9 protein-coding genes and 6 pseudogenes are annotated in these 18,979 nt (G+C 59.5%); 1 reads left to right on the forward strand and 14 read right to left on the reverse strand.

What is annotated here, in order from left to right:
* Nucleotides 1–232: 232 nt before the first annotated feature.
* Entirely contained in the window at nt 233–1,282 is a 1,050-nt protein-coding gene (locus RX331_RS25505; RefSeq protein ID WP_317252566.1) for an SDR family oxidoreductase, read from the reverse strand.
* 1,285 nt (nt 1,283–2,567) lie between these two features.
* Here RX331_RS25505 and RX331_RS25510 point away from each other — a divergent pair.
* A pseudogene (locus RX331_RS25510) lies at nt 2,568–3,671 on the forward strand (IS110 family transposase).
* A gap of 743 nt (nt 3,672–4,414) precedes the next feature.
* Here RX331_RS25510 and RX331_RS25515 read toward each other — a convergent pair.
* From RX331_RS25515 to panD, 13 genes and pseudogenes are all read right to left on the reverse strand, one after another.
* Complete coding sequence (locus RX331_RS25515) at nt 4,415–5,920, reverse strand: porin (RefSeq protein WP_317252567.1); 1,506 nt, start codon at nt 5,918–5,920, stop codon at nt 4,415–4,417.
* Nucleotides 5,921–7,356: 1,436 nt separating this feature from the next.
* Nucleotides 7,357–7,695: pseudogene (locus tag RX331_RS25520) on the reverse strand (FAD-binding protein); the annotation flags it as partial.
* Nucleotides 7,696–7,973: pseudogene (locus RX331_RS25525) on the reverse strand (transposase domain-containing protein); the annotation flags it as partial. It lies immediately after the preceding pseudogene.
* Between the two features lie 629 nt (nt 7,974–8,602).
* Nucleotides 8,603–9,806, reverse strand: a pseudogene (locus RX331_RS25530) (IS91 family transposase).
* A 10-nt stretch (nt 9,807–9,816) separates the two neighbouring features.
* Nucleotides 9,817–10,698, reverse strand: coding sequence for a site-specific integrase (locus RX331_RS25535; protein WP_317252568.1), 882 nt, complete (start codon nt 10,696–10,698; stop codon nt 9,817–9,819).
* Nucleotides 10,699–10,984: 286 nt separating this feature from the next.
* Nucleotides 10,985–11,992 (reverse strand): tyrosine-type recombinase/integrase, encoded by a 1,008-nt coding sequence (locus RX331_RS25540; RefSeq protein ID WP_317252569.1) that lies wholly within the window; start codon nt 11,990–11,992, stop codon nt 10,985–10,987.
* Nucleotides 11,989–12,915, reverse strand: coding sequence for a tyrosine-type recombinase/integrase (locus tag RX331_RS25545; protein ID WP_317252570.1), 927 nt, complete (start codon nt 12,913–12,915; stop codon nt 11,989–11,991). Before RX331_RS25545 ends, RX331_RS25540 begins: the two co-directional genes overlap by 4 nt.
* Nucleotides 12,912–14,150, reverse strand: a complete 1,239-nt coding sequence (locus RX331_RS25550) for a site-specific integrase (RefSeq protein WP_317252571.1) — start codon at nt 14,148–14,150, stop codon at nt 12,912–12,914. Before RX331_RS25550 ends, RX331_RS25545 begins: the two co-directional genes overlap by 4 nt.
* 102 nt (nt 14,151–14,252) lie before the next feature.
* Nucleotides 14,253–14,858: a transposase gene (locus tag RX331_RS25555; RefSeq protein WP_317252572.1), complete on the reverse strand. Its 606-nt coding sequence runs from the start codon at nt 14,856–14,858 to the stop codon at nt 14,253–14,255.
* A 626-nt stretch (nt 14,859–15,484) separates the two neighbouring features.
* Nucleotides 15,485–16,749, reverse strand: a pseudogene (locus RX331_RS25560) (adenosylmethionine--8-amino-7-oxononanoate transaminase).
* The gene (bioD, locus tag RX331_RS25565) at nt 16,746–17,378 is read right to left on the reverse strand and encodes a dethiobiotin synthase (RefSeq protein WP_317252573.1); all 633 of its coding nucleotides are present in this window, start codon (nt 17,376–17,378) and stop codon (nt 16,746–16,748) included. The pseudogene RX331_RS25560 and the gene bioD overlap by 4 nt, the downstream one beginning before the upstream one ends.
* Nucleotides 17,375–18,528 (reverse strand): annotated as a pseudogene (locus RX331_RS25570) (8-amino-7-oxononanoate synthase). Before RX331_RS25570 ends, bioD begins: the two are co-directional and overlap by 4 nt.
* A gap of 84 nt (nt 18,529–18,612) precedes the next feature.
* Nucleotides 18,613–18,966, reverse strand: a complete 354-nt coding sequence (panD, locus tag RX331_RS25575; protein ID WP_317252574.1) for an aspartate 1-decarboxylase — start codon at nt 18,964–18,966, stop codon at nt 18,613–18,615.
* Between the last annotated feature and the right edge of the window lie 13 nt (nt 18,967–18,979).

Here is an 18,979-nt window from a genome sequence, read left to right on the forward strand (position 1 = left end):
CTCGCATTGTGTGGAATGGCGATCTGCGCGCCAAGAGAAGCGCGCTCGGACCTTGATCATCCTGCCCAACGGCAAGACTGTAACTTTTGACATTCACTCCTTTTGGGTGAGGATTCCCCGGGCGTGCCCGCGCCTATTGATGGATGTGCGTCCTTGATCGTCTCCACTATGACCACGATCTAGTTGTCGGTGAGATGGTGCGCCGCTTTGTGGTGTCTTGTTAACTTTCACGTCACACTCCCAGCCATCGTAGATCGCGATTGAGCCGTCCAGCATCAATGTGCCGCCGCAGCATGTTAAGACGCAGATATGGAGAATTCCGGAGCTCCCGGTCGGCGAACCTCATCCGTTCAAAGCCTTTCAATAGGCGGCCAATCGACTGATCTAGAGAAACCTGGGGGATAAAATCCGACGCTAGCGATTTGAAGAGCGAGAAGTCAACCTTGTAGGAACGCTTGTCGGGCGGAGCATCAGCATTGATGCTGACTTTGGTATTAGGAACCTGCCGCTGCACAGCCTCCGCCAGATCGCTGACCTGATAATTGCTTTCGTCTCGGCCAGCGTTGACTGCCAGCCAAGTCCCGCCATTTTCTGGACGGCGCCAAATCGCCCAATAAATCGCTCGCGCCATATCTTCGACGTCGATCAAAGGCCGCCACGGCGAACCATCGCTCAGCACCGTGATTTCGCCGCTGCTTACAGCGCAGGCCACAAAATCGTTTAGGACCAAGTCAAGCCGGAGGCGGTCTGACATCCCACACGCAGTCGCAAAACGAAGCGATGTAAAGACCATCCCGTTGAGGTTAATTTGCCGCAGGTCGTCCTCCGTGCCAATTTTAGAGCGCGCGTAGACGGTCAGTGGATTGGTAGGATCTTTTTCTCTGCGCGGCCCTCCCTCCGTTGCGCCATACATGGAACATGATGAGGCAAAGACGAAATTTCCTACGCCATGGGCAGCAGCCAATTTGGCAATTCGAACACTTGCCGCACGATTTATTGCGGTAGTAACGCTCTCAAACTCTTTGCCCATCGAATCGTTCGAGATGGCAGCCAGATGAACCACAACGTCCACTTCATCGAGTATCGCAGGCGTTAGTTCGCGCACATCGCCGATGTATTGCCGTGTTAGGCAAGCCTCGGGCATTGATTCCGCGCCAGTCAACGAATGGCCATAAAACCCGGAATCATAGCCCATTATCTCGATTCCGGGATTCTTCGACTTTAGAAACCGGGTCAACACCGACCCTACGTATCCCATATTGCCAGTGATCAAAATGCGCATACTACTTCCTCACCATTGTTTCCACGGCGCCCTGCCCGCCCAGGCCTCCGAGACCATTCGCACCGGACTTGGCGATGGGCGCCGATCGCGGTCAAGGGCGAAGGAAATATCGACGCTTAGGCGTCACGAAGATCCTGGAGTAAACAAATTCCGATCATCAGCCCTTCTTCCATTTTTTCCTGCGCCGGCGGCTGTCGCTTTGGCACTTCAGGAGAATTGGCCTGCGGAGCCGAACAAAACCTCCGTAACAAGCCTTCTCACCGTTTTAGTTGGCCAGGGCCTGGAGCAACGCCGACAGGACGTGCCATTTATTTCGTCCTGGATAGGCTCCGGACCGCCCAGCCACTTCAGTGCGAGTTCGACCAACTTGATCGCGCGATCCTTGTTGCCGCTCTCGTAATACTGAGCGACCGCCCCATACGTCGTCGCGTTGCGGAGGATTCATTGCCAGGATGTGTGCGGACAGATCCTTACCCCATCTTAAAGCACTTGGCAGTCGGGAAGTAGGAGTTGTCCTTCGCCGGGCCGAAGAGTTCGCGCATCGCTCCGGCCATCCACACCTCGGATTTTCGATTGATCGCGTCGCGAACCAATTGGCGCATGACCGCCAAGCCGGTTGCATGTCGTGCATTTTGTGACGCAACAGATCCGCATGGAGCACGCGGAAGTTGATGTCGTCCAGCATCACCGCGACGGCCTCTTCGACTGCCGAAAATCTACAGTCCTTCGCCGCGATCAGCGGCCGAAGTTTGGCATAAATCGCCTTGATCGGAGGAGCCGGGGACTCAATGCGCAAGACCATGTTGCTCTCCAAAGCTATTGCCAAACGTTGTGCGACTTTATGTGCAAGCTTGTCTGTGTGTCAGAAACGGGTCACACGGGTCAAGAAGGTGAGCATCGCTCGTCTTGCACGTGTGCGTGCACCAGCCCTCACTCCATGTTGCTGTGTCCTCACCAGCAACGGCCGTGCCACCGCCGTCAGCGCGCAATAAACGTCTATTACACTGTGAAAACCTCCATCGTGCCCCCATACGGCCGGTGTTGTGAATCCGACGGGCGTTGTGCCTCTGTCAGAAATTGGACACGAATTGCGCTCTTCGGCGCCACGGAGCGTGGTTTGGCTTGTGAGCCGCCGAACGGATCTTGTAATCCCTCTCCCGGTCAGGCAGGACTAGACCCTATGTTTGCCCTCTGAGGTGACGGGCGGCCCGCCCCGCGGCAAGCTCTTATCGAGGGTTGCGCCGGATGGTCCTGCGCCGAGCCTTAAGCATGGGGAGCGGGCCTGATGAACGATAGCATTTTCGTGGGGCTGGATGTGTACAAGGCGACGATTTCGGTTGCAGTGGCGAAGCGATGCGCGGCGGGGAAGTTCGCAACTTGGGCATCATCCCTAATCGCGCTGATCAAATTGCCAAGCTGGCGAAGAAGCTTGGCAAGAGTGGCCGACAGGTAAGTTTTTGCTACGAAGCCGGACCGTGCGGATATGGGCTGCATCGACAACTGACGGGACTGGGCACAACTGCATCGTGGTGGCCCCTCACTGATCCCGATGAAGGCCGGGGATCGCGTTAAAACCGACCGGCGCGATGCGGCGATGCTGGCCAAGCTGCACCGGAGCGGCGAGCTGACAGTGGTGTGGGTTCCGGATGCAGCGCCATGCGCGACTTGGTGAGAGCCCGCGTCACGTCGATGCGTGTGCTCGGCAAGGCGCGGCAACATATCCAAGGCTTCCTGCTGCGACATGGGCGCATCTATGCCGGGAAGAACGGTTGGCCTCTGGCTTATCGTCGCTGGCTCACCACGGTGCGCTTCGATCACCCGGCGAGCCAAATCGTTCTGCAGGACTATATTCATGCGGTGACCGATGCTGAAGCCCGTCTGGACCGCTTGACCAAACGGATCGAGGAGCTGGCGCCACAATGGTCGATGACGCCATTCGTAGAGGCCGTGCAGGCGATGCGCGGCGTCGCCTTCATCGTTGCCGTGACGGTGGTTGCCGAGGTTGGCGACTTCTCCCGCTTCGACAATCCCCGCCAGTTGATGGCCTTTCTCGGTCTCGTGCCGTCGGAGCATTCGAGCGGCGCCACCATCCGACGCGGCGGCATCACCAAGGCCGGCAACGCTCTGGCCAGGCGGGCTCTGATCGAGGGGGGCATGGACCTATCGCATGCAAGCCCGCGTCAGTCGCAAGCTCCATGACCGCAACGAGCGCCTGCCTCAAGCTATCCGCGATATCGCCTGGAAGGCCCAGGTCAGGCTGTGCGCCCGCTATCGCCGCTTGTCGGCGGCCGGCAAACCCAAGGTGATCGTCACCACCGCCATTGCACGCGAGATGGTCGGCTTCCTGTGGGCGATCACTCGTCAAGTACAAACCGGGCCGGGCGCCTGAAGAGCGCTGCTGGACCATATCGGTGCCCAGGGCAGGAGGTAGGGCGCGGTGGGGAATCCTCGTGGCCTGTTATGTGTTATGAGCCGGCATTGCCGACGCTCGCTCCCTAGACCGAGGCAGCCCCAAGACGAAACCGCGGTCATGCGGTAGCCAACCCGCGCATAAGAGCTTGATCAACCGTCGTCTTTGGTCCTGCCTCCTACCGTGGGCACCTTCGAATTCTAGCGTCCGGGCGCTGAACCGGGAGCGGCTCCGCTTGATCGGGTCCCTTGACAGCAAACATGAGAGACAGGCTACTGAAGAAGTCGTTTGCGAAGCGGTCGATGGCACACGCATCGAGGCCTGGGCCAACATGAAGAGTTTTGTGCTGAAGAATGGCGGCCACCGCCGTCGGACGAAGACCAGGGCGGCGGGCGCAACGACCGAGCGCAACTTCCTTGCAGAGGAGCGCAAGAGTACCTCTCCTAGGAGTGCTCCCAATGGCAGAACCAAAGAGCGCGCTTTGTTGGATCCCTTTGTGGATTACACATCAGCCTCGCGCCAACCAGAACAAGTCTTTCGGTCCTAATGGCCGGCGGCGGCTTGCGACTGTGGCCCGGCACGACGTCCTGCCTCCAGTGTTTTCATACATCTGGAAATTTGATCTTAAAAGGCCCCCGGCGGGCATGCCGGAGGCCTTCTTGGAGGTTACAATTTGATCTATTGAGCCGTCCCTTTTCTCCTTCCGCTAGTTTGACAAAGACTCACCAGTTGCGCTGAGCTCGGATCAGCAGGCTCACCGTATTCTGGTCCTTGAGCTCGTAGGTGGCGCCGGGCTTGGCGATACCTGCTTGCGTCGGCAGCGCCACCGTGCTTCCGGCCGCGTACTTCTGGTCCAGCATGGTGTAAGTCAGATCGGCCGAGAATGTCAGGCCCCTGACCGGGGTCCAGCGCGTGACCGCACCAACAACCGCGTAGTTGAAGTCCGGGTTACAACCGCCAACTCCGGTCGAGAGCGCGAGAGCTCCGACGAAGGCACCACAGATGTAGCCCTTGGCCGTGTCGTTGTACCGCACAGAACCCCACCCACCGTAGATCGCGGTGTTCCACTGGGGATCCCAGTTATGGTTGTAGGCCCCGTTGAAGCCATAGGTCGTGGTCAGCTGCTGGTCGGAGCCAGTCACGAACACAGAGTCAGAGACGCTAGCAAGGCCGACGCTCTGGTAAGCGCCCGCGATGCTCGTACCACCGTACATCGCGTAGGTGGTCGGCATATACTGCTGAAAGTTGTAACGGCTTGCACCGTTCGTATACACGCCTGTCATGTTGATGGTATCGCCAGGACCAGTTGGGATGTTCTTAATCGATAAGGCCAATTGACCAGCCCAACCCCATTTGTCATCAGGATGGCCCGTGAGTTCAGTGGCACCGTAGTAAGCAGCGTGATTATTGTGAGCGGCGACCGACGCCTGGAAGAGCCCCCAAGCCTGGTCAACACGAAGCATCGCGATTAGATCTGGAGCTCGCGAACCGCCGATGTCGTTGGCACCGTACGCACCGGTGGCGAGACCTGCGGCCGTCGCGCCGCTCACGTTCCAGATATTAGTCGTGTCTTGTTGGACTTGATCCTCGGCCGAGAACGAGACTGAGAGGCCCTGGCCGAAGTTAGCGGTATAGGCGAACTGGTTGACTGGGTTGAAGCCGCCGGCGCCCGGAAGGCCGTCGAAGTTATTCCCGGGATAGTTCATCCAAGGTGTGGAGAACTGCGATACCGCCTTACCCATCGTGAAACCAGCGAACTGAATGAGGGCGTAGTGGATGCTAAGCAAGCCGCCCGCGATGAAGTCACCAGCATAGGTGGTACCACCACCACCGACACCGGTATAGCCGCCTGACGTCCAGGTGAAATTGGCATCGAAGTAGGTGCGGAGCACGCCATACTCGGTCGCGGTACGCGTATCGATGTTGAGGTCTCCTCGAGAACGAGTGGTGTAAAAGTTACTCAGGCGGTTGTTAGCTCCCGCGACACCGTTCACGCGGCCTGACGCGTAGACCCCATTGGTGTTCAGCGCAGTCTCAACGCGCAGGTACCCCCCCAATTTGATGCAGGTGTCGCTCCCGGGGATGTAGTAGAAGCCGGCGCCATACAGCGAGCAGATCTTCACGTATTCGACCGGCTTGGCCTTGATGGGCAGATCGGCAGCCTGCACCCCGCCTACGGCAATTAGACCCGCCCCGGCACCGAGCAAAAGGCTTTTCACCAGTTTCATAAAAAGTCCTCCAAATGTTTCGCCTTACGGTGGTTGCTCAACTGCTACGGCAGAGAGTAACCATCTTCGCCCCCGCCCCAATCATTCCCGACCTGCAGGGCCTTCCTCGAACGCCAACTGATAAATCGAACCAGTGAACGTCGCGGCGCGGACCATTCCGCCGCTCGCGTGCTTACGTTGACAGATTGCGTTCGTTATCGGTCCGCAAACTTTGTACGGGTCGGACTCAATGTGCACGCTCGCTCTGCAAGCGTGTTCTCGTCGTGTCATAACGGCCCGGTTCGTACCGCAATGGGCTACAAACGCGCGTTTCGTACATTGCGGTACCTACTTGGCGCCATCAAATGATGCTGAATCCAACTGTTCGGACTGCGCAGGCCATTGGGGCCCGTGCATACGACACCGCCATCGGTAACTCGTCTGAAAATGAAGTGAAGAGGTGAATCAGAACGCCTGGGCGGCTTTGCTAGTCGCCCGGCTCTTTTGCTGCAGTCACGGAATCAGGCGAGGCATAAGCTCCTGAATAAGCTTGCAACAACTGCATGCCTTGTTCTCAAGGCACTTACGTTCCTCCATCTGCAAAACACCATGTGTCGCGAACGAAACTTGCCCTTCGAATCGGATTAGCATCTCGGTTACTCCGGCACGGCGCCCCCCCCAAGACCGATGAAAGGTAGTTATGGGTTACTGGAAGCACATGAGCGTCAAGAGCAGAGCCAGGACGCGAGCCGCTTCTTGCGATCGTGCCGAACGCCGCACAAAGGAGCGCAATGCATGCCAGCGCTTGAACGCATTGAAAGAGATGTTCTCGCGCTTCAGGGCGCTCGTTCATTACCCGACGCAAATCATCGATGAGGATCCTGTGCGCGCTTCCGGGAATGAGCCCAACCGACTGATGGATCGGAAGATGCCTCCAATAAGAACGACACGCCGAGAGCGCCCTTGCGTCCTATCACCGCCGTAATGATGCTTCCGCCGCAACGATCCTGAGCGAGACGAAACCCACAATTCCAATCTCGGGTTCAGGCCCTCCGGTAAGCGAGCGGCGCCGGTGATGATCCTAACGTTGAAGAAATCGAGCCTGCCTCGAAGAGCCTTGCGGCCTGCTTCGGCGTCAGTATGCGGAGCGTGACGCAGGTATCGTTTCACCGCACTGAGCATTTTGCAGACCTGATCGAGATCGTTACACTTTGAACTTCGACTCGCCGCGGCCTTACAGAAGCGCGTCGGCAGGCGTTCTCGGCGCGCCGCCAGTCTTCACCACGTCTCAGGCGGTTGGCTTTCGGTCCGTCGTCGTAGTGCGCTCTGCGAGCAGTAGCCGCAGTCTTCGGACAACCGTCGGTCTCGATGCTAAGCAGCCTTGCGGCTTCACGTGGTTGGATGGACGTGGACCCGCAACAACTCCGGCTGGCTTCACCCGGCCGATGGGCTTAAGGTTACTTGCCGAGATTGCCGAGTTCTTCGCTCCGCACCGCCTGGTAGAGGTCCGCCACCAGACCGCAATCGGCGACCTGCAAGATTGGGGCGCCCGCGTCCTTGTTGATCGCGACGATCACCTGGGATTCCTTCATGCCGGCGAGATGCTGGATCGCGTCGGAAATGCCGACCACGACGTACAGCTCGGGGCCACGGACCTTGCCGGTCTGGCCGACCTGCTAGTCGTTGGGTGCATAGTCGGCGTCGACCGCTGCGCGCGATGTGCCAACGCCGGCGCCCTGTTTGTCGGCGAGCGGCTCGATATATTGGGCAGAATTCTCCCGGCTCTGCATGGCCCGGCATCTGGGGCAGGTCTTATCATCGATGTCGACCATGACCTCGACCCGCTGCAGATGCGCCGGCAGCGCTCCGCGGTTGACGCGGCGTTTGCGCGCCCGCTCCACCCGGCCTTCGGGGGCGCTCTCGTCATCGACCCCCTCGGTACAGGCCGCGACCTGCTTGACGTCCTCGAGGTGAAGCAGCATCTGTTCTTCAGGAAGCGACTCCGGCTTCCGGCCAAAGCGATGACGTTGCAATGGCGCAGCCGCTCGCTCTCGTGCCGCTCGGCCAGTAGCATCGCCTTCAGCGTTTCGGGATCATCAGGAAGATTGTCGCGCACAGACAAATCAAAGCATATTCGCGCTTGCCTGGCGATGTGCTCGATGCCCCTGATTCACTTCGCTGCAGCGCGGCCCCCAATTATCCGGCTTGCGTCGGGACGACCATCTCCCCCTACCTCGTGGACACGCACCGCCAATCAAGCCCTTCGAGCAGCGCTGACAATTTTGCCGCAGACAAACGCATCACACCATCCTCAATCTTCGGCCAGGGGAGACGCCGTCCTCGAAGAGCGTTTTTAGATTGGCGGCGCGTGGTTCGGTACCCAACACGAGCACTCGCGAGGGGCGCCGGTAATCTAAGAACGTGTTGGACGAAGCCGCGGGCACGCCGCTGCAGCTATGGGTGTTGAATCACTGCGCCGTTATCTGTGAAACGTCGTGATCTGGACTGGAGACAAGTCCAAAGCGGACATTAGCACGAAAGTACTGAGTGGAAGCGACATCTGGGAAGCGAAGTAGCCGAAAAATGCGAAGCGCCGGAGGTTTGGCCTCGGAAGAACGACAACAGGGTATCTATCGGCTGCTACGGCGGCCGGAAGAATTGCGAAATGGAAGGTGGCGGTTCTTGGTTGATCGAGGTCTCGCATCAAGAAGTGTCCGGTGAGCGAGCGGCACTGAACGAACCTGGCTGCAAGACCTCGACGCACACCATGTGGCCTTGATGACAGGATGGACATTGACGCAAGGAAGCGGCATTGCAGTGCTCAGCCTTCTCGGGGGATCGGATGGCTCTTCCGGCTCCGAATGAGCATCGGCGGGTATCATTCCGAGCAGTTCACGGCAGCGAGCGAGCTTTTGCTTGCGGTAGCGGTTACCCAGAAAACCATAGTAGCGAATACGTTTGAAGCCTTCGGGCAGGACATGGATGAGGAAACGCCGAATGAACTCCCCGGCGTCCAGCGACATTACTTTCTGCTGGCTTCCGTGGCGGTAATCCTTCCATCGAAAGCGACTTTGCCGTCTTCGATATCGATGATGCGGCTGTTGCTGATCGCTACCCGATGCGTATAGCGGCCGACATAGTGCACAACCTGTTCGGCGCTGCCAAATGGCGGCTTGGCGTAGATAACCCAATTGATTCTGCGGACCTCGTTCAGATAACGCTGAAACGCAGCCGGATCACGCAACGGTTCCAGCGACGAGAAGAATTGTAGCTCGCCGGTGTCGAACGACTTTTGCAAGGCGCTGAGAAATAACCGCCGGAACAGACGGGAAAGCACGGCCACGGGAAGAAAGAAGCCGGGCCGGCACGCGATCCAGCGGCTGCCATCCGGGGATGGTCCTCCTCCAGGAACGACGCAATGGAGGTGGGGATGGTGAAGAAGGTTTTGGCCCCAAGTATGGAGGACAGAAAAGAATCCGATCTCGGCACCGAGGTGCTTGGGGTCGGCAGCGATAGTCCGCAAAGTCTCTGCAGCTGTGCGGAACAGAATGTCGTACACGGTGCCAGCATTCTGGAAGGCAATCGCTGCGATTTGGTCGGGTATGGTAAAAACAACGTGAAAATACTGCGTATCGAGAAGCTCCGCTTGTCGGGCTTCGATCCATTCTGCCCGCGCGAGCGATTGGCACTTGGGGCAGTTGCGCGAGCGGCAGCTATTGTACGAGATCCGCCGCTCTCCGCAGTGATCGCACTGCTCGACATGGCCACCGAGCGCGGCCGTTCGGCAGCGCTCGATCGCCGTCATTGCTGCACGTCGTTCAGTCGATAGAGACCTCCAGTACTGCTCGCGCCAGGCAGCACCATAGCGGCGGAAGATATCCGCCACTTCCGGACCTGAGCGTCCCATGGGGCCGCCGTCAGAAATGTTCAGGCGGCGGCGATGGTGGTGCCTTAGGGATTGGGCGCGGCAGCAGCTCCAGCGGGCTGGTCGCCGCACAGACTTTGTTCGTGGCTATCCGGAGATATTGCGCGGTTGTGGACAGGCTGCGATGGCCAAGCAAGAGCTGGATGGTGCGAAGATCGGTGCCGGCCTCGAGTAGATGAACGGCGAAGGCATGCCGTAGCGAATGCGGCGTCACGGGCTTGGCAAGGTCCGATAGCCGATGCTCCTTGCTGCAGGCGTCCTGCACCGCGTTGGTCGATATCGGCTCGTTGGGGATACCGCCGGGAAACATCCACGTCTTCGGCCGGACGGCGCGCCAATAGCCGGTCAGTGTCTCCAGCAACCGTGCCGAGAGCATGACGTAACGGTCCTTCTTCCCCTTGCCTTGGTCGACGCGCAGCACCATCCGCTGTCGGTCGATGGCTTCCGGCTTTAGGCGTACCGCTTCGGAAATGCGCAGACCGGCGGCGTAGCATGTTGTCAGGATCACCTGATGCTTGAAGCTCTCCACGCAGCCGAGGAAGTGCAGCACCTCTTCGGGGCTGAGGATGACGGCGAGCGTCTTGGGCGCCTTTGGACACGGAATGATGAGGTCGAAATCCCATTCGAAGCCGAGCGTGACACGGTACAAGAAACGGAGCGCTGAGACGGTCACGTGGATCGACTTCGGCGCCAACTTCTTCTCGTTCGTCAGATAGACTTGGTAGGCGCGGACATCTTCCGGCCCAAGCAAAGCCGGCGACTTCGCAAAATGGCGGGCGAACTGCGAAACCTGCAGCAGATAGGAATCCTGCGTATGCGGTGAGAGATTGCGGATCTGCATGTCGTTTATCATGCGTAACCGAAGCGGGGTCATTGAAGGCTCCTTGGCAAAAAAACGAAATCTGCCCGAGGGCAGCAACGCCATCTTGCTCGAAGCCAAGCCTATGAACGCTGCAAATTACGTCTCACCACGGCAAGTCAAAGCAGCTACAGTTGCTTCAGCCGCATTCCTTCATCCGACGATGGGCCACTCTTGCCGAGCGTTCTGCCGCGGAGCGGCTTCGTCCAACCCCATTTATGTGTCGGACGAGATTATGTGGCGGAGGCGCCCTAACGCCTGCCTGGGCCGGCCACGCCGAGGTTCCTCCGCCACATAATAATCAGATGCTGGCAAGCAGCTGCAGGACGGCGTCGTTCGGCCGGAATCGTGCGCTGCGGTCGCCTGAGACGCCCGCCTTCTCGAGTCCCCGGCGCATCATCTCGACATCCGCGGCGGCGTAGCGGTGGGTTGTGGCGACCTGAGCATGGCCAAGCCAGGCCTGGATCGTGAGGAGGTCCACGCCTGACCGGAGAAGCTTCATGGCGAGGGAATGCCGGAAGATGTGCGGCGATATGGGCTTGCCCTCCAAGCTTGGCGTGATGGACACGGCCTGAGAGACTGCACGCCGGACGATGTGGATCGCGCCAAAGCGCGTCAGGCGCTCGTTGTGCGCCCCGACAAAGATCGGCCGCGGCTCACGATGGGCCACGCCGCGCTCGCTCAATAAGGCCGTCAGCGATCGCAGCAGATCCTGAGGAATAGGAACGACGCGGTCGCGACGCCCCTTGCCGCGAAGCAGCACCTGCGGGCGTCCTCGATCCAACTGAAGGTCGCTCGCGTTGACGCCGGTCGCTTCGGACACGCGGGCACCGGTTCTCGCCAAGAAGAGTAGAAAGACCCGGTCGCGCCGGCCGCGGGGCGTCGTCTGATCAGGGGCGGCAACGATGGCGTCGACTTCGGCGCTGGTTAGGTGGTGCGTCACCTCGATGTGCGCTCGTTTAGTGGGGATCGTCAGAACCCGTTGAGCGACGCCGAAGGAGGTGGGATCGGCGGCGGCGACGTGATGGAAGAAGGATCGGATCGCGGCTAGTCTGGCGTTGCGCGTTGCGACGGAGTTGTTCCGCTTCTCCTCGAGCTCATCAAGAAAGGCGAGAACGAGGTCCCGATCGAGATCTTCAAGGTCCAACGCCGCCGGCTTCTTCTGCAAACGCGCCGCGGCAAAGAGGATCAGCATGCGCAAGGCGTCGCGATAGCTGGCCAGGGTCGCGGAGGTGGCATTGCGCTGCTTGGTCAGCCGGCCACGGAAGTACGACTCTAGGAGCGGCGCCAGCAGGAGGTGTTCGTTCATGCCGCGCCTCCGTGGAGGAAGGCGCGCTCAGCCGCGACGGCGAGGAGATCCGACGAGCCGGTGAGATAGTAGGCTGTGTCGCTATAGTTGGCGTGGCCGAGGTAGGTGGCGAGTAAGGGCAGCAGCGCTTGGACGTCTGCGCGCTGTTGGTGCCACAGCCTGAGCCTGGTCACCGCGAACCGGTGCCGGAGATCGTGCGGTCGCAGAGGCTTGCCATTGTCAAGACCCGCGAGCTTGCGGGCCTTAGCGAAGTTAGTTTGCAGGCCGGTCGCCGACAGACGGCAGCCTCGCGAGCTGAGGAAGAAGGACTCGCCTTTGGGCCTGGGAAACACGGTGTCGCGCTCACGGGCGTATCGACGAAGGGCTGCCTGGGTCGTTGGGTGAACAGGAATCAGACGGTCTTTACGGAACTTGGTTTTACGGACGAGAACGACCCCGTTGGTCAGATCGACGTCGCCGCGATCAAGGCCGACCACTTCGCCCGATCGTACTCCCGTGCTGGCCAACAATCCGATTAGCGTCGCCATCGTGCGGCCCCTGAGAGGGTTCCCTGGCGAAATGAAGCTGCATGCGTCGATAAGCGACGTCAGCTCAGCCTCACTTAGGATGCGCGGCGGCGGAATCGCCCTGGACCAAGCTTTGCGCTCCAAGACCTCGGTCTGGGGGTCGTAGACGACCAGGTACTCGTAGAATCGGCGGAGCACGCCGTGACGGACCGCGCGGCTGTCGGCGGCGCCACCGAACGACAGGACGAAGTCCAGCGCCATCGTCCGGGTGGCGGGCGCACCCAGCTGAGATCGCTCGACGTAGCGAACGAAAGCCCGCAGCGTGCCGGCTTGCTTGTTGAAGGCGTAGCCGAGGGAGCGGCGCAGCTCGATGTAGCGCTCGAGCTTGTCGTCGAGGAATGCGGCGAAGGCGGTCATGCGGCGCCTCCCGGAAAGGGGAGCGCGACCTCAGCGAGCTGGGAGGCCGCGACCTTCACGTACAGCGCCGTTGTGCTGATGCTTCGGTGCCCTAGAAGATCGGCGACCTCGTTAATCGGTCTTCGTCGCCCGACGAGCTGCGTGGCTAGACTGTGGCGCAGGAGATGCGCGCCTCCGACGCGACCGAGCTCGATCCCACCATGCCGCAATCGCTTCCGCACGATCCTCGAAACAGACGACGCGTACTTGAATGGTCCCACGGGCGGCGTGAAGGACAGGAACAGATGCTGACTATCGACCTTCGGTCGAGCCCGCAGGATGTAGTCGGCGAGCGCGGCGCCGGTCTCCTCGATGAGCGGGGCCACTCGGTCACGCTTGCCCTTGGTGCGCCGGACAAAAACCTCGCCAGCTCGCCAGTCGATATCCCGGAGCTGAAGAGCGCGTAGCTCGCCGTTGCGAATGCCTGTGGTGGCGAGCAACAACAGGACAGCTCGATCGCGAAGGTCGATCGGCGTCGCCTTGTCGATCGCATCGATGGCGCGGCGAACATCATCCCACGAAAGCCGGGGCGGTAAATGGGCCAGTCGCCAATATGGCGTTCTTGGAACGACGGGAGCCAGATCCTGCTCGTGGTGGCCACCCCAATGCAGAAAGCGGAGAAACGTTCGGATGTGAGAGATCGCCGCCGTGCGAGTGCCGGAGGTTGCCGAGAGCGACAGCCGATACTCGACAGCGGCGAGGACATGCTCTGCCGTCAACGCCTCGAGGTCTTGGCCAGGATGGCGATGGCGGAGCCAATCCAGAAAGCGCCGTGCGCCCAAGAGAATGCCCTCGCGGGACCTTGGCTCAAGGCCTCGTACCCTGCTCAGATACTCAGAAAAGGAGCGCAAAAGCGGAGCGTCCGGATCATCGACTACAATGGGCGTCGAGGCAATGAATCGTTCGGGCGCCACCCGCCGCGCGTGTTGAAGCGCGGACACTGCTGCAATCCGCGGCGAGTCCGTGGTGAATGTGCATAGATAGCTATCGACGATAGCTTCGCCGATCGGCCGTGAACCGCAATGTGCCGCAGCAAAATGGCTGAACCGCGCAATCCGGCTCAGATAAAGCTTAGCGGATGCTTGCTTGTAACCGAGCGAGAAAAAGTGTCCCGCGATGCGATCCATCTCGGCGCCGAGCGCCCCGTTACGAAGGCGCTTGAGCACCCCGCGATACGAAAAATAGAACTCGAGCATTGTGCCCCTCTGGTGTTGCGGCGCAGGGGGATCCCGCGTCCGCGCGAGAGGCACCAAATATTATGTGGCGGAGGAATCCAGCCTGGCCGGCCCAGGCAGGCGTTAGGGCGCCTCCGCCACATAATCTCGTCCGACACATAAGAAGGGATCAGCCTTCATGTGCTCGCGCAACAATGGAGCAAGCCCCTCGATGCCCTTGCGGAAGTCGACCGGCTTGGTTGCCACCATCACCCGGACTGTTCCAGACGGGCCGATCACCGGCTTGCCTTCAGCGCATAGACGATGGCCGCAATCATTGCAGAGTCCGCGCCGCGGCCGGCTCGGATGGTGATGCCCTCGACCTATTTGGAGAACCCCGAGATCCGGCTTGGCCTGGCGTCGCAGCGCTGCGCGCTCCCGGCCAACAGTCGCTGCCGACACCATGGCGTCCACCACCGCCGGTACAAATTGCAGCTCATTTCTCTTCGTTGCCGACGACTGGCGCGCCTGCGGGCACCAGGTGAACACTTGTTGCGGTGTCCGCCCGTGTCGTCGGGCAATCTCGGAAACAACCGCACCCGGGACCAGGGTCTCCTCCACAATCCGGGCCTTGTCGTCCTTGGAGAACCAACGACGTCGCCTCGTCTCCGTGATCACTTCCAATCGATGCGTCGTCACATCCGACTTAAGCGTAGTGATCAAGCATAGACACAAGCCGATCCCCTTCAAGGAACTCCCCTATTGCCCCGAGGTCTTGACGAGAAATTCTAGTACGAATCACGTTTTTGAAAGGACCACGTATTAGGGGCACCGTACCAGGCTGGTTAAAGCATCTGCTGTGCGCCCGACACCCGCTTAAGAGCTGTATCGCCGGAGCTATCAATCGCTCGCGTGGTCGGTCATGGTGCAGTCCGTCTCCCAGCATGTGCGGATTTTTTCCGGGGTCGACGCCGCTGACGGTCACGAAATCTTTTCGCCTGCCTTTGCGAAGTTAAGGTTCTTTGGTTCCTCAGAAAACCGGCCGAACTTTGCCGAAAGGTCGTATCCTTCATGGTCCCGCCTAGGACCGACTCACCGGGCGTAGAGATAGAGAGCCTGGTGCTCCAAACTCCATGGCTTAGAAGGCGACTTCGGTAGGCGTGAATATCTGAAGCAGCGCGTGGGAAGGCGTCAGCACCGCCATCATCTGGAATCACGAGCCCCCGGGACTCGGAGCGAGAGCCTGGAGGGGCGCGTACTCAATAGTCGCTCGATCATAACAATAGGACTTTCCCAGTGCACTAATTCGTCATGCGGAGTGACTTTGGGTCGCGTTGGCGCAATCCAGATGGGAGTTACGCAAGCGAAGCGCGCCTTCAAGTTAGCGCATCGGCAGCATCCCTGATGCCGCCATAAATTTCATCGAGGTCTGCCGGTGTCACGCAATATGGCGGCATCACGTAAATCGTATTGCCGAGCGGCCGCAGCAGCAGATTTCGGTCCTTAGAGAATGCCTGAAGTTCGGACCGATGCCCGCGAGATATCCCGTTTCCCTTACCTTCAGATCGAGTGCCGTAATCGTGCCTGTCCGACGGACGTTTTCGAAGCGACCGTCGGCGCGGAATGTCTCAATTGCCTGCTCTTGCATCGTGGCGACCGACGCGACGCGTTGACGAGTTTCCGGATCTTGCCAGAGATCCAGGTTGGCCTTTGCGGCAGCGCAAGCCACTGGATTTGCAGTATATGAACTCGAGTGAAAGAACGTGCGCGTACGATCTTTGGAATAATGCGCATCAAAAATATCCGCGCGGCAGAGCGTCACTGCGAGCGGAAGCGCTCCTCCCGTGAGGCCTTTCGAATAGCAGACGATATCGGGCGTGACATTGGCCTGCTCGCAAGCGAATAGTGTTCCGGTGCGGCCCCAGCCCGTCATGACCTCGTCCGCAATAAATAGAACGTCCGAGGCCTCGCAAATTCGCTTCATCTCTCTGAGTACCCAGGCTGTGTACATCAGCATGCCGCCCGCCCCCAATATCAGAGGCTCCACAATAAAGGCGGCTGGCATTTCGTTCCGACAGGCAGACTCGAGCGCATCGAGCGTCGCCTGTTCATGACCTCTCGCAGGGAAAGGGATTTCGGTAACGTCGAACAGCAGAGGCCCGTACGCCGCGTTGAACACGCCTCTGGCACCAACCGACATCGCACCAACCGTATCGCCGTGGTAGGAATGTTGCATCACGATAATGCGTATTGGCTGTTTGCCGATATTGTGCCAATAGCCAAGCGCCATCTTTAAGGCCACTTCCACGCTGGCTGACCCACTGTCGGAGAAAAAGACGTAATCAAGACCACGGGGTGCGAGCTTCAAAAGTAGCGAAGCAACCTCCTCAGCCGGATCGTGGGTATGGCCGGCAAAGATGATCTGGTTGAGCTTTTTTGCCTGTCTCCGGATGGCGCTCACGATGTGAGGGTGGCAATGACCATGCGTCACGACCCACCAAGATGAGATTGCATCTATGATACGGCGACCATTCGCGGTGTGGAGGTAAGCACCATCACCACGCACCACCTTTGTCATCTCGTCTTGAAGCGCGTGTTGCGTGAACGGATGCCAGATTGGCGACTTCTTCTTTGGCATCATTGTTTGAAATCATCAGCACGGAATGAGGCTTTGAACGCGGCTTGCAGCGTGTCTGCTGTGAGAGGAGAAAGCCAAGGCAATCGCCCCAAAAAACGCACCCGCCCGATCTCGCAAATTGCGCTCTCAGTCTCCGAATTTCTTTCGCCAATGAAGGCAATCCCAAGAATGTCGATCTGGCGCTTTCGCAGGGCCTCTATGGACAGCAGCGAGTGATTGATCGTACCCAATGCCGTCCGAGCGCAAAGCACGACTGGAAGCCGCCATCGCTCGAAGAGATCAATGTAGAGCGTGCCGCCTCTCAGCGGCACCATTAGCCCCCCGGCGCCCTCGATGACCAGCGGTCGCTCTCCGGTATCCGGAACATCTAGCGCATCGACATCGATGCGAATGCCGTCGATTTCGGCTGAATGATGCGGCGAAGCGGCCTTTCGAAGGCGGTACCGCTCCGGCACGATGCGATCGGGTGAGAGACTGCCCAGGCGTGCGACGAACTCAGTGTCGGTCTCTTCGTCGAGCCCGGCCTGAATCGGTTTCCAATAGTTCGTACCGAGAAAGTCGGCGAGCCCCGCGGAAAACACCGTTTTTCCGATCCCGGTATCAGTGCCGGTCACCACGATCCGCTGAGTCATCGAGACCAGCCCCTCGTCTCCTCAGTGAGCGCATCGAGCATTGCACGCACGTCATCCTCCTCTACATTGAGTGTCACCGACATTCGCAAACGGGCCGTGCCTGCCGGCACGGTTGGCGGCCGAATTCCGCGAATATCGAAGCCGCGACTCTGTAGTGCGGATGCTAGCCACATCACACGAGAATTGTCGCCAACAATGTAGGGAACGATCTGCGAATCCGAAGGACTTCGTCCGAAGCGTACACTGATCTGCCGATGCGTGAACGCGACCAGTCTGTCTAGGCTTTTCTGCCGCTCGGGTTCTTGTTGCAGGATTAAGAGTGCCTCGCGAACTGCGACAGCCGTCAAGGGTGACGGCGCCGTGGCAAAGATAAACGGACGGCAGCGGTTAACCAGGAAATCGCGCAGGACGTCTGTGGTAGTGACAAGCGCGCCGGCGGCCCCAAGCGCCTTGCCGCAGGTATGAACGACGATAAGATTCTCGCGCGCCTCATAAGCGGCTGTGAGCCCCCGTCCCTGCTCGCCATAGACACCTGTGGCATGAGCCTCATCCACGATCAGGAAGGCGTCGTATCGATCCGCGATCGCGACCAGGTCTTTAAGCGGCGCGAAATCGCCATCCATGCTGTAGAGACTTTCGACAACGATCCAGACGCGGCCCGTTCCGCCCTTGGCCCGCCAGTCGCGAATTGCGCTTTCAACCGACATCGGGTCGTTATGGGCGCTCATCCGAAAGTCGGCCCTGCCAGCTCGCGCGCCTTCGTGGATACTCGCGTGCACAAGGGAATCGAGGACCAGCAAATCCCTCGCTGCGGCAACGTTGTCAGGATGGCAAAATTTGCGACATAGCCGCCACCAAAGAAAAGCGCCCTCTCCGCCCTAAAGAACTTGGCAGCTTCTGCCTCGAGCCTTTCGTGCTCCTCGCAATTGCCGCGCAAAAGCCGCGAGCCGCCCGCTCCGATCGGTGTGCCGGCCTCGAGCGCGGCCAAAACGGCCTTTTTCATGCGGGGCGCGCTCGCGAGCGCCAGATAATCATTTGATACGAAGTCGATGCCTGCGCGCGGCTTGAGGCTGCGCAGCCGGTCATCTTCTTTCAGGCTGTGCAAGGCGGCGACGTAATCGGCAACTTTGGCCGCATGGATGGAGTTCATTCTTCACTCGCAGAGTAGCCATCAATCGCGCAACAGTTCTGATGGCCGCTGAGAACAAAGGGTTCAGCACCGGCCTCTCGGCCTTCAACCCGGTAAGATGCGATTTTCTGGGTCAACCAGCACAACGCGGGGGCTAAAGAATTTGGCTTCCGCCTCATCAAAGGAGGCATATGCAACGATAATGACCCTGTCTCCGATCATCGCGAGTCGCGCGGCCGCACCATTCAAGCCTATGGTGCCGGATCCGTTAGGAGCTTCGATCACATAGGTGGCAAACCGCGCTCCGGTTTCGATGTTGTAGATTTCGACGCGCTCGTGGACCAGAAATCCCGCCGCGTCGAGCAGCGTGCGATCAATCGATATCGAGCCTTCATAGTGCAGATCGGCTTCTGTCACGGAGGCGCGATGGATTTTGCCCTTCATCAACGTAATATGCATTTGTCACCTACAC

It is taken from the genome of Bradyrhizobium sp. BWA-3-5 (genome assembly GCF_032917985.1).
Taxonomy (GTDB): domain Bacteria; phylum Pseudomonadota; class Alphaproteobacteria; order Rhizobiales; family Xanthobacteraceae; genus Bradyrhizobium.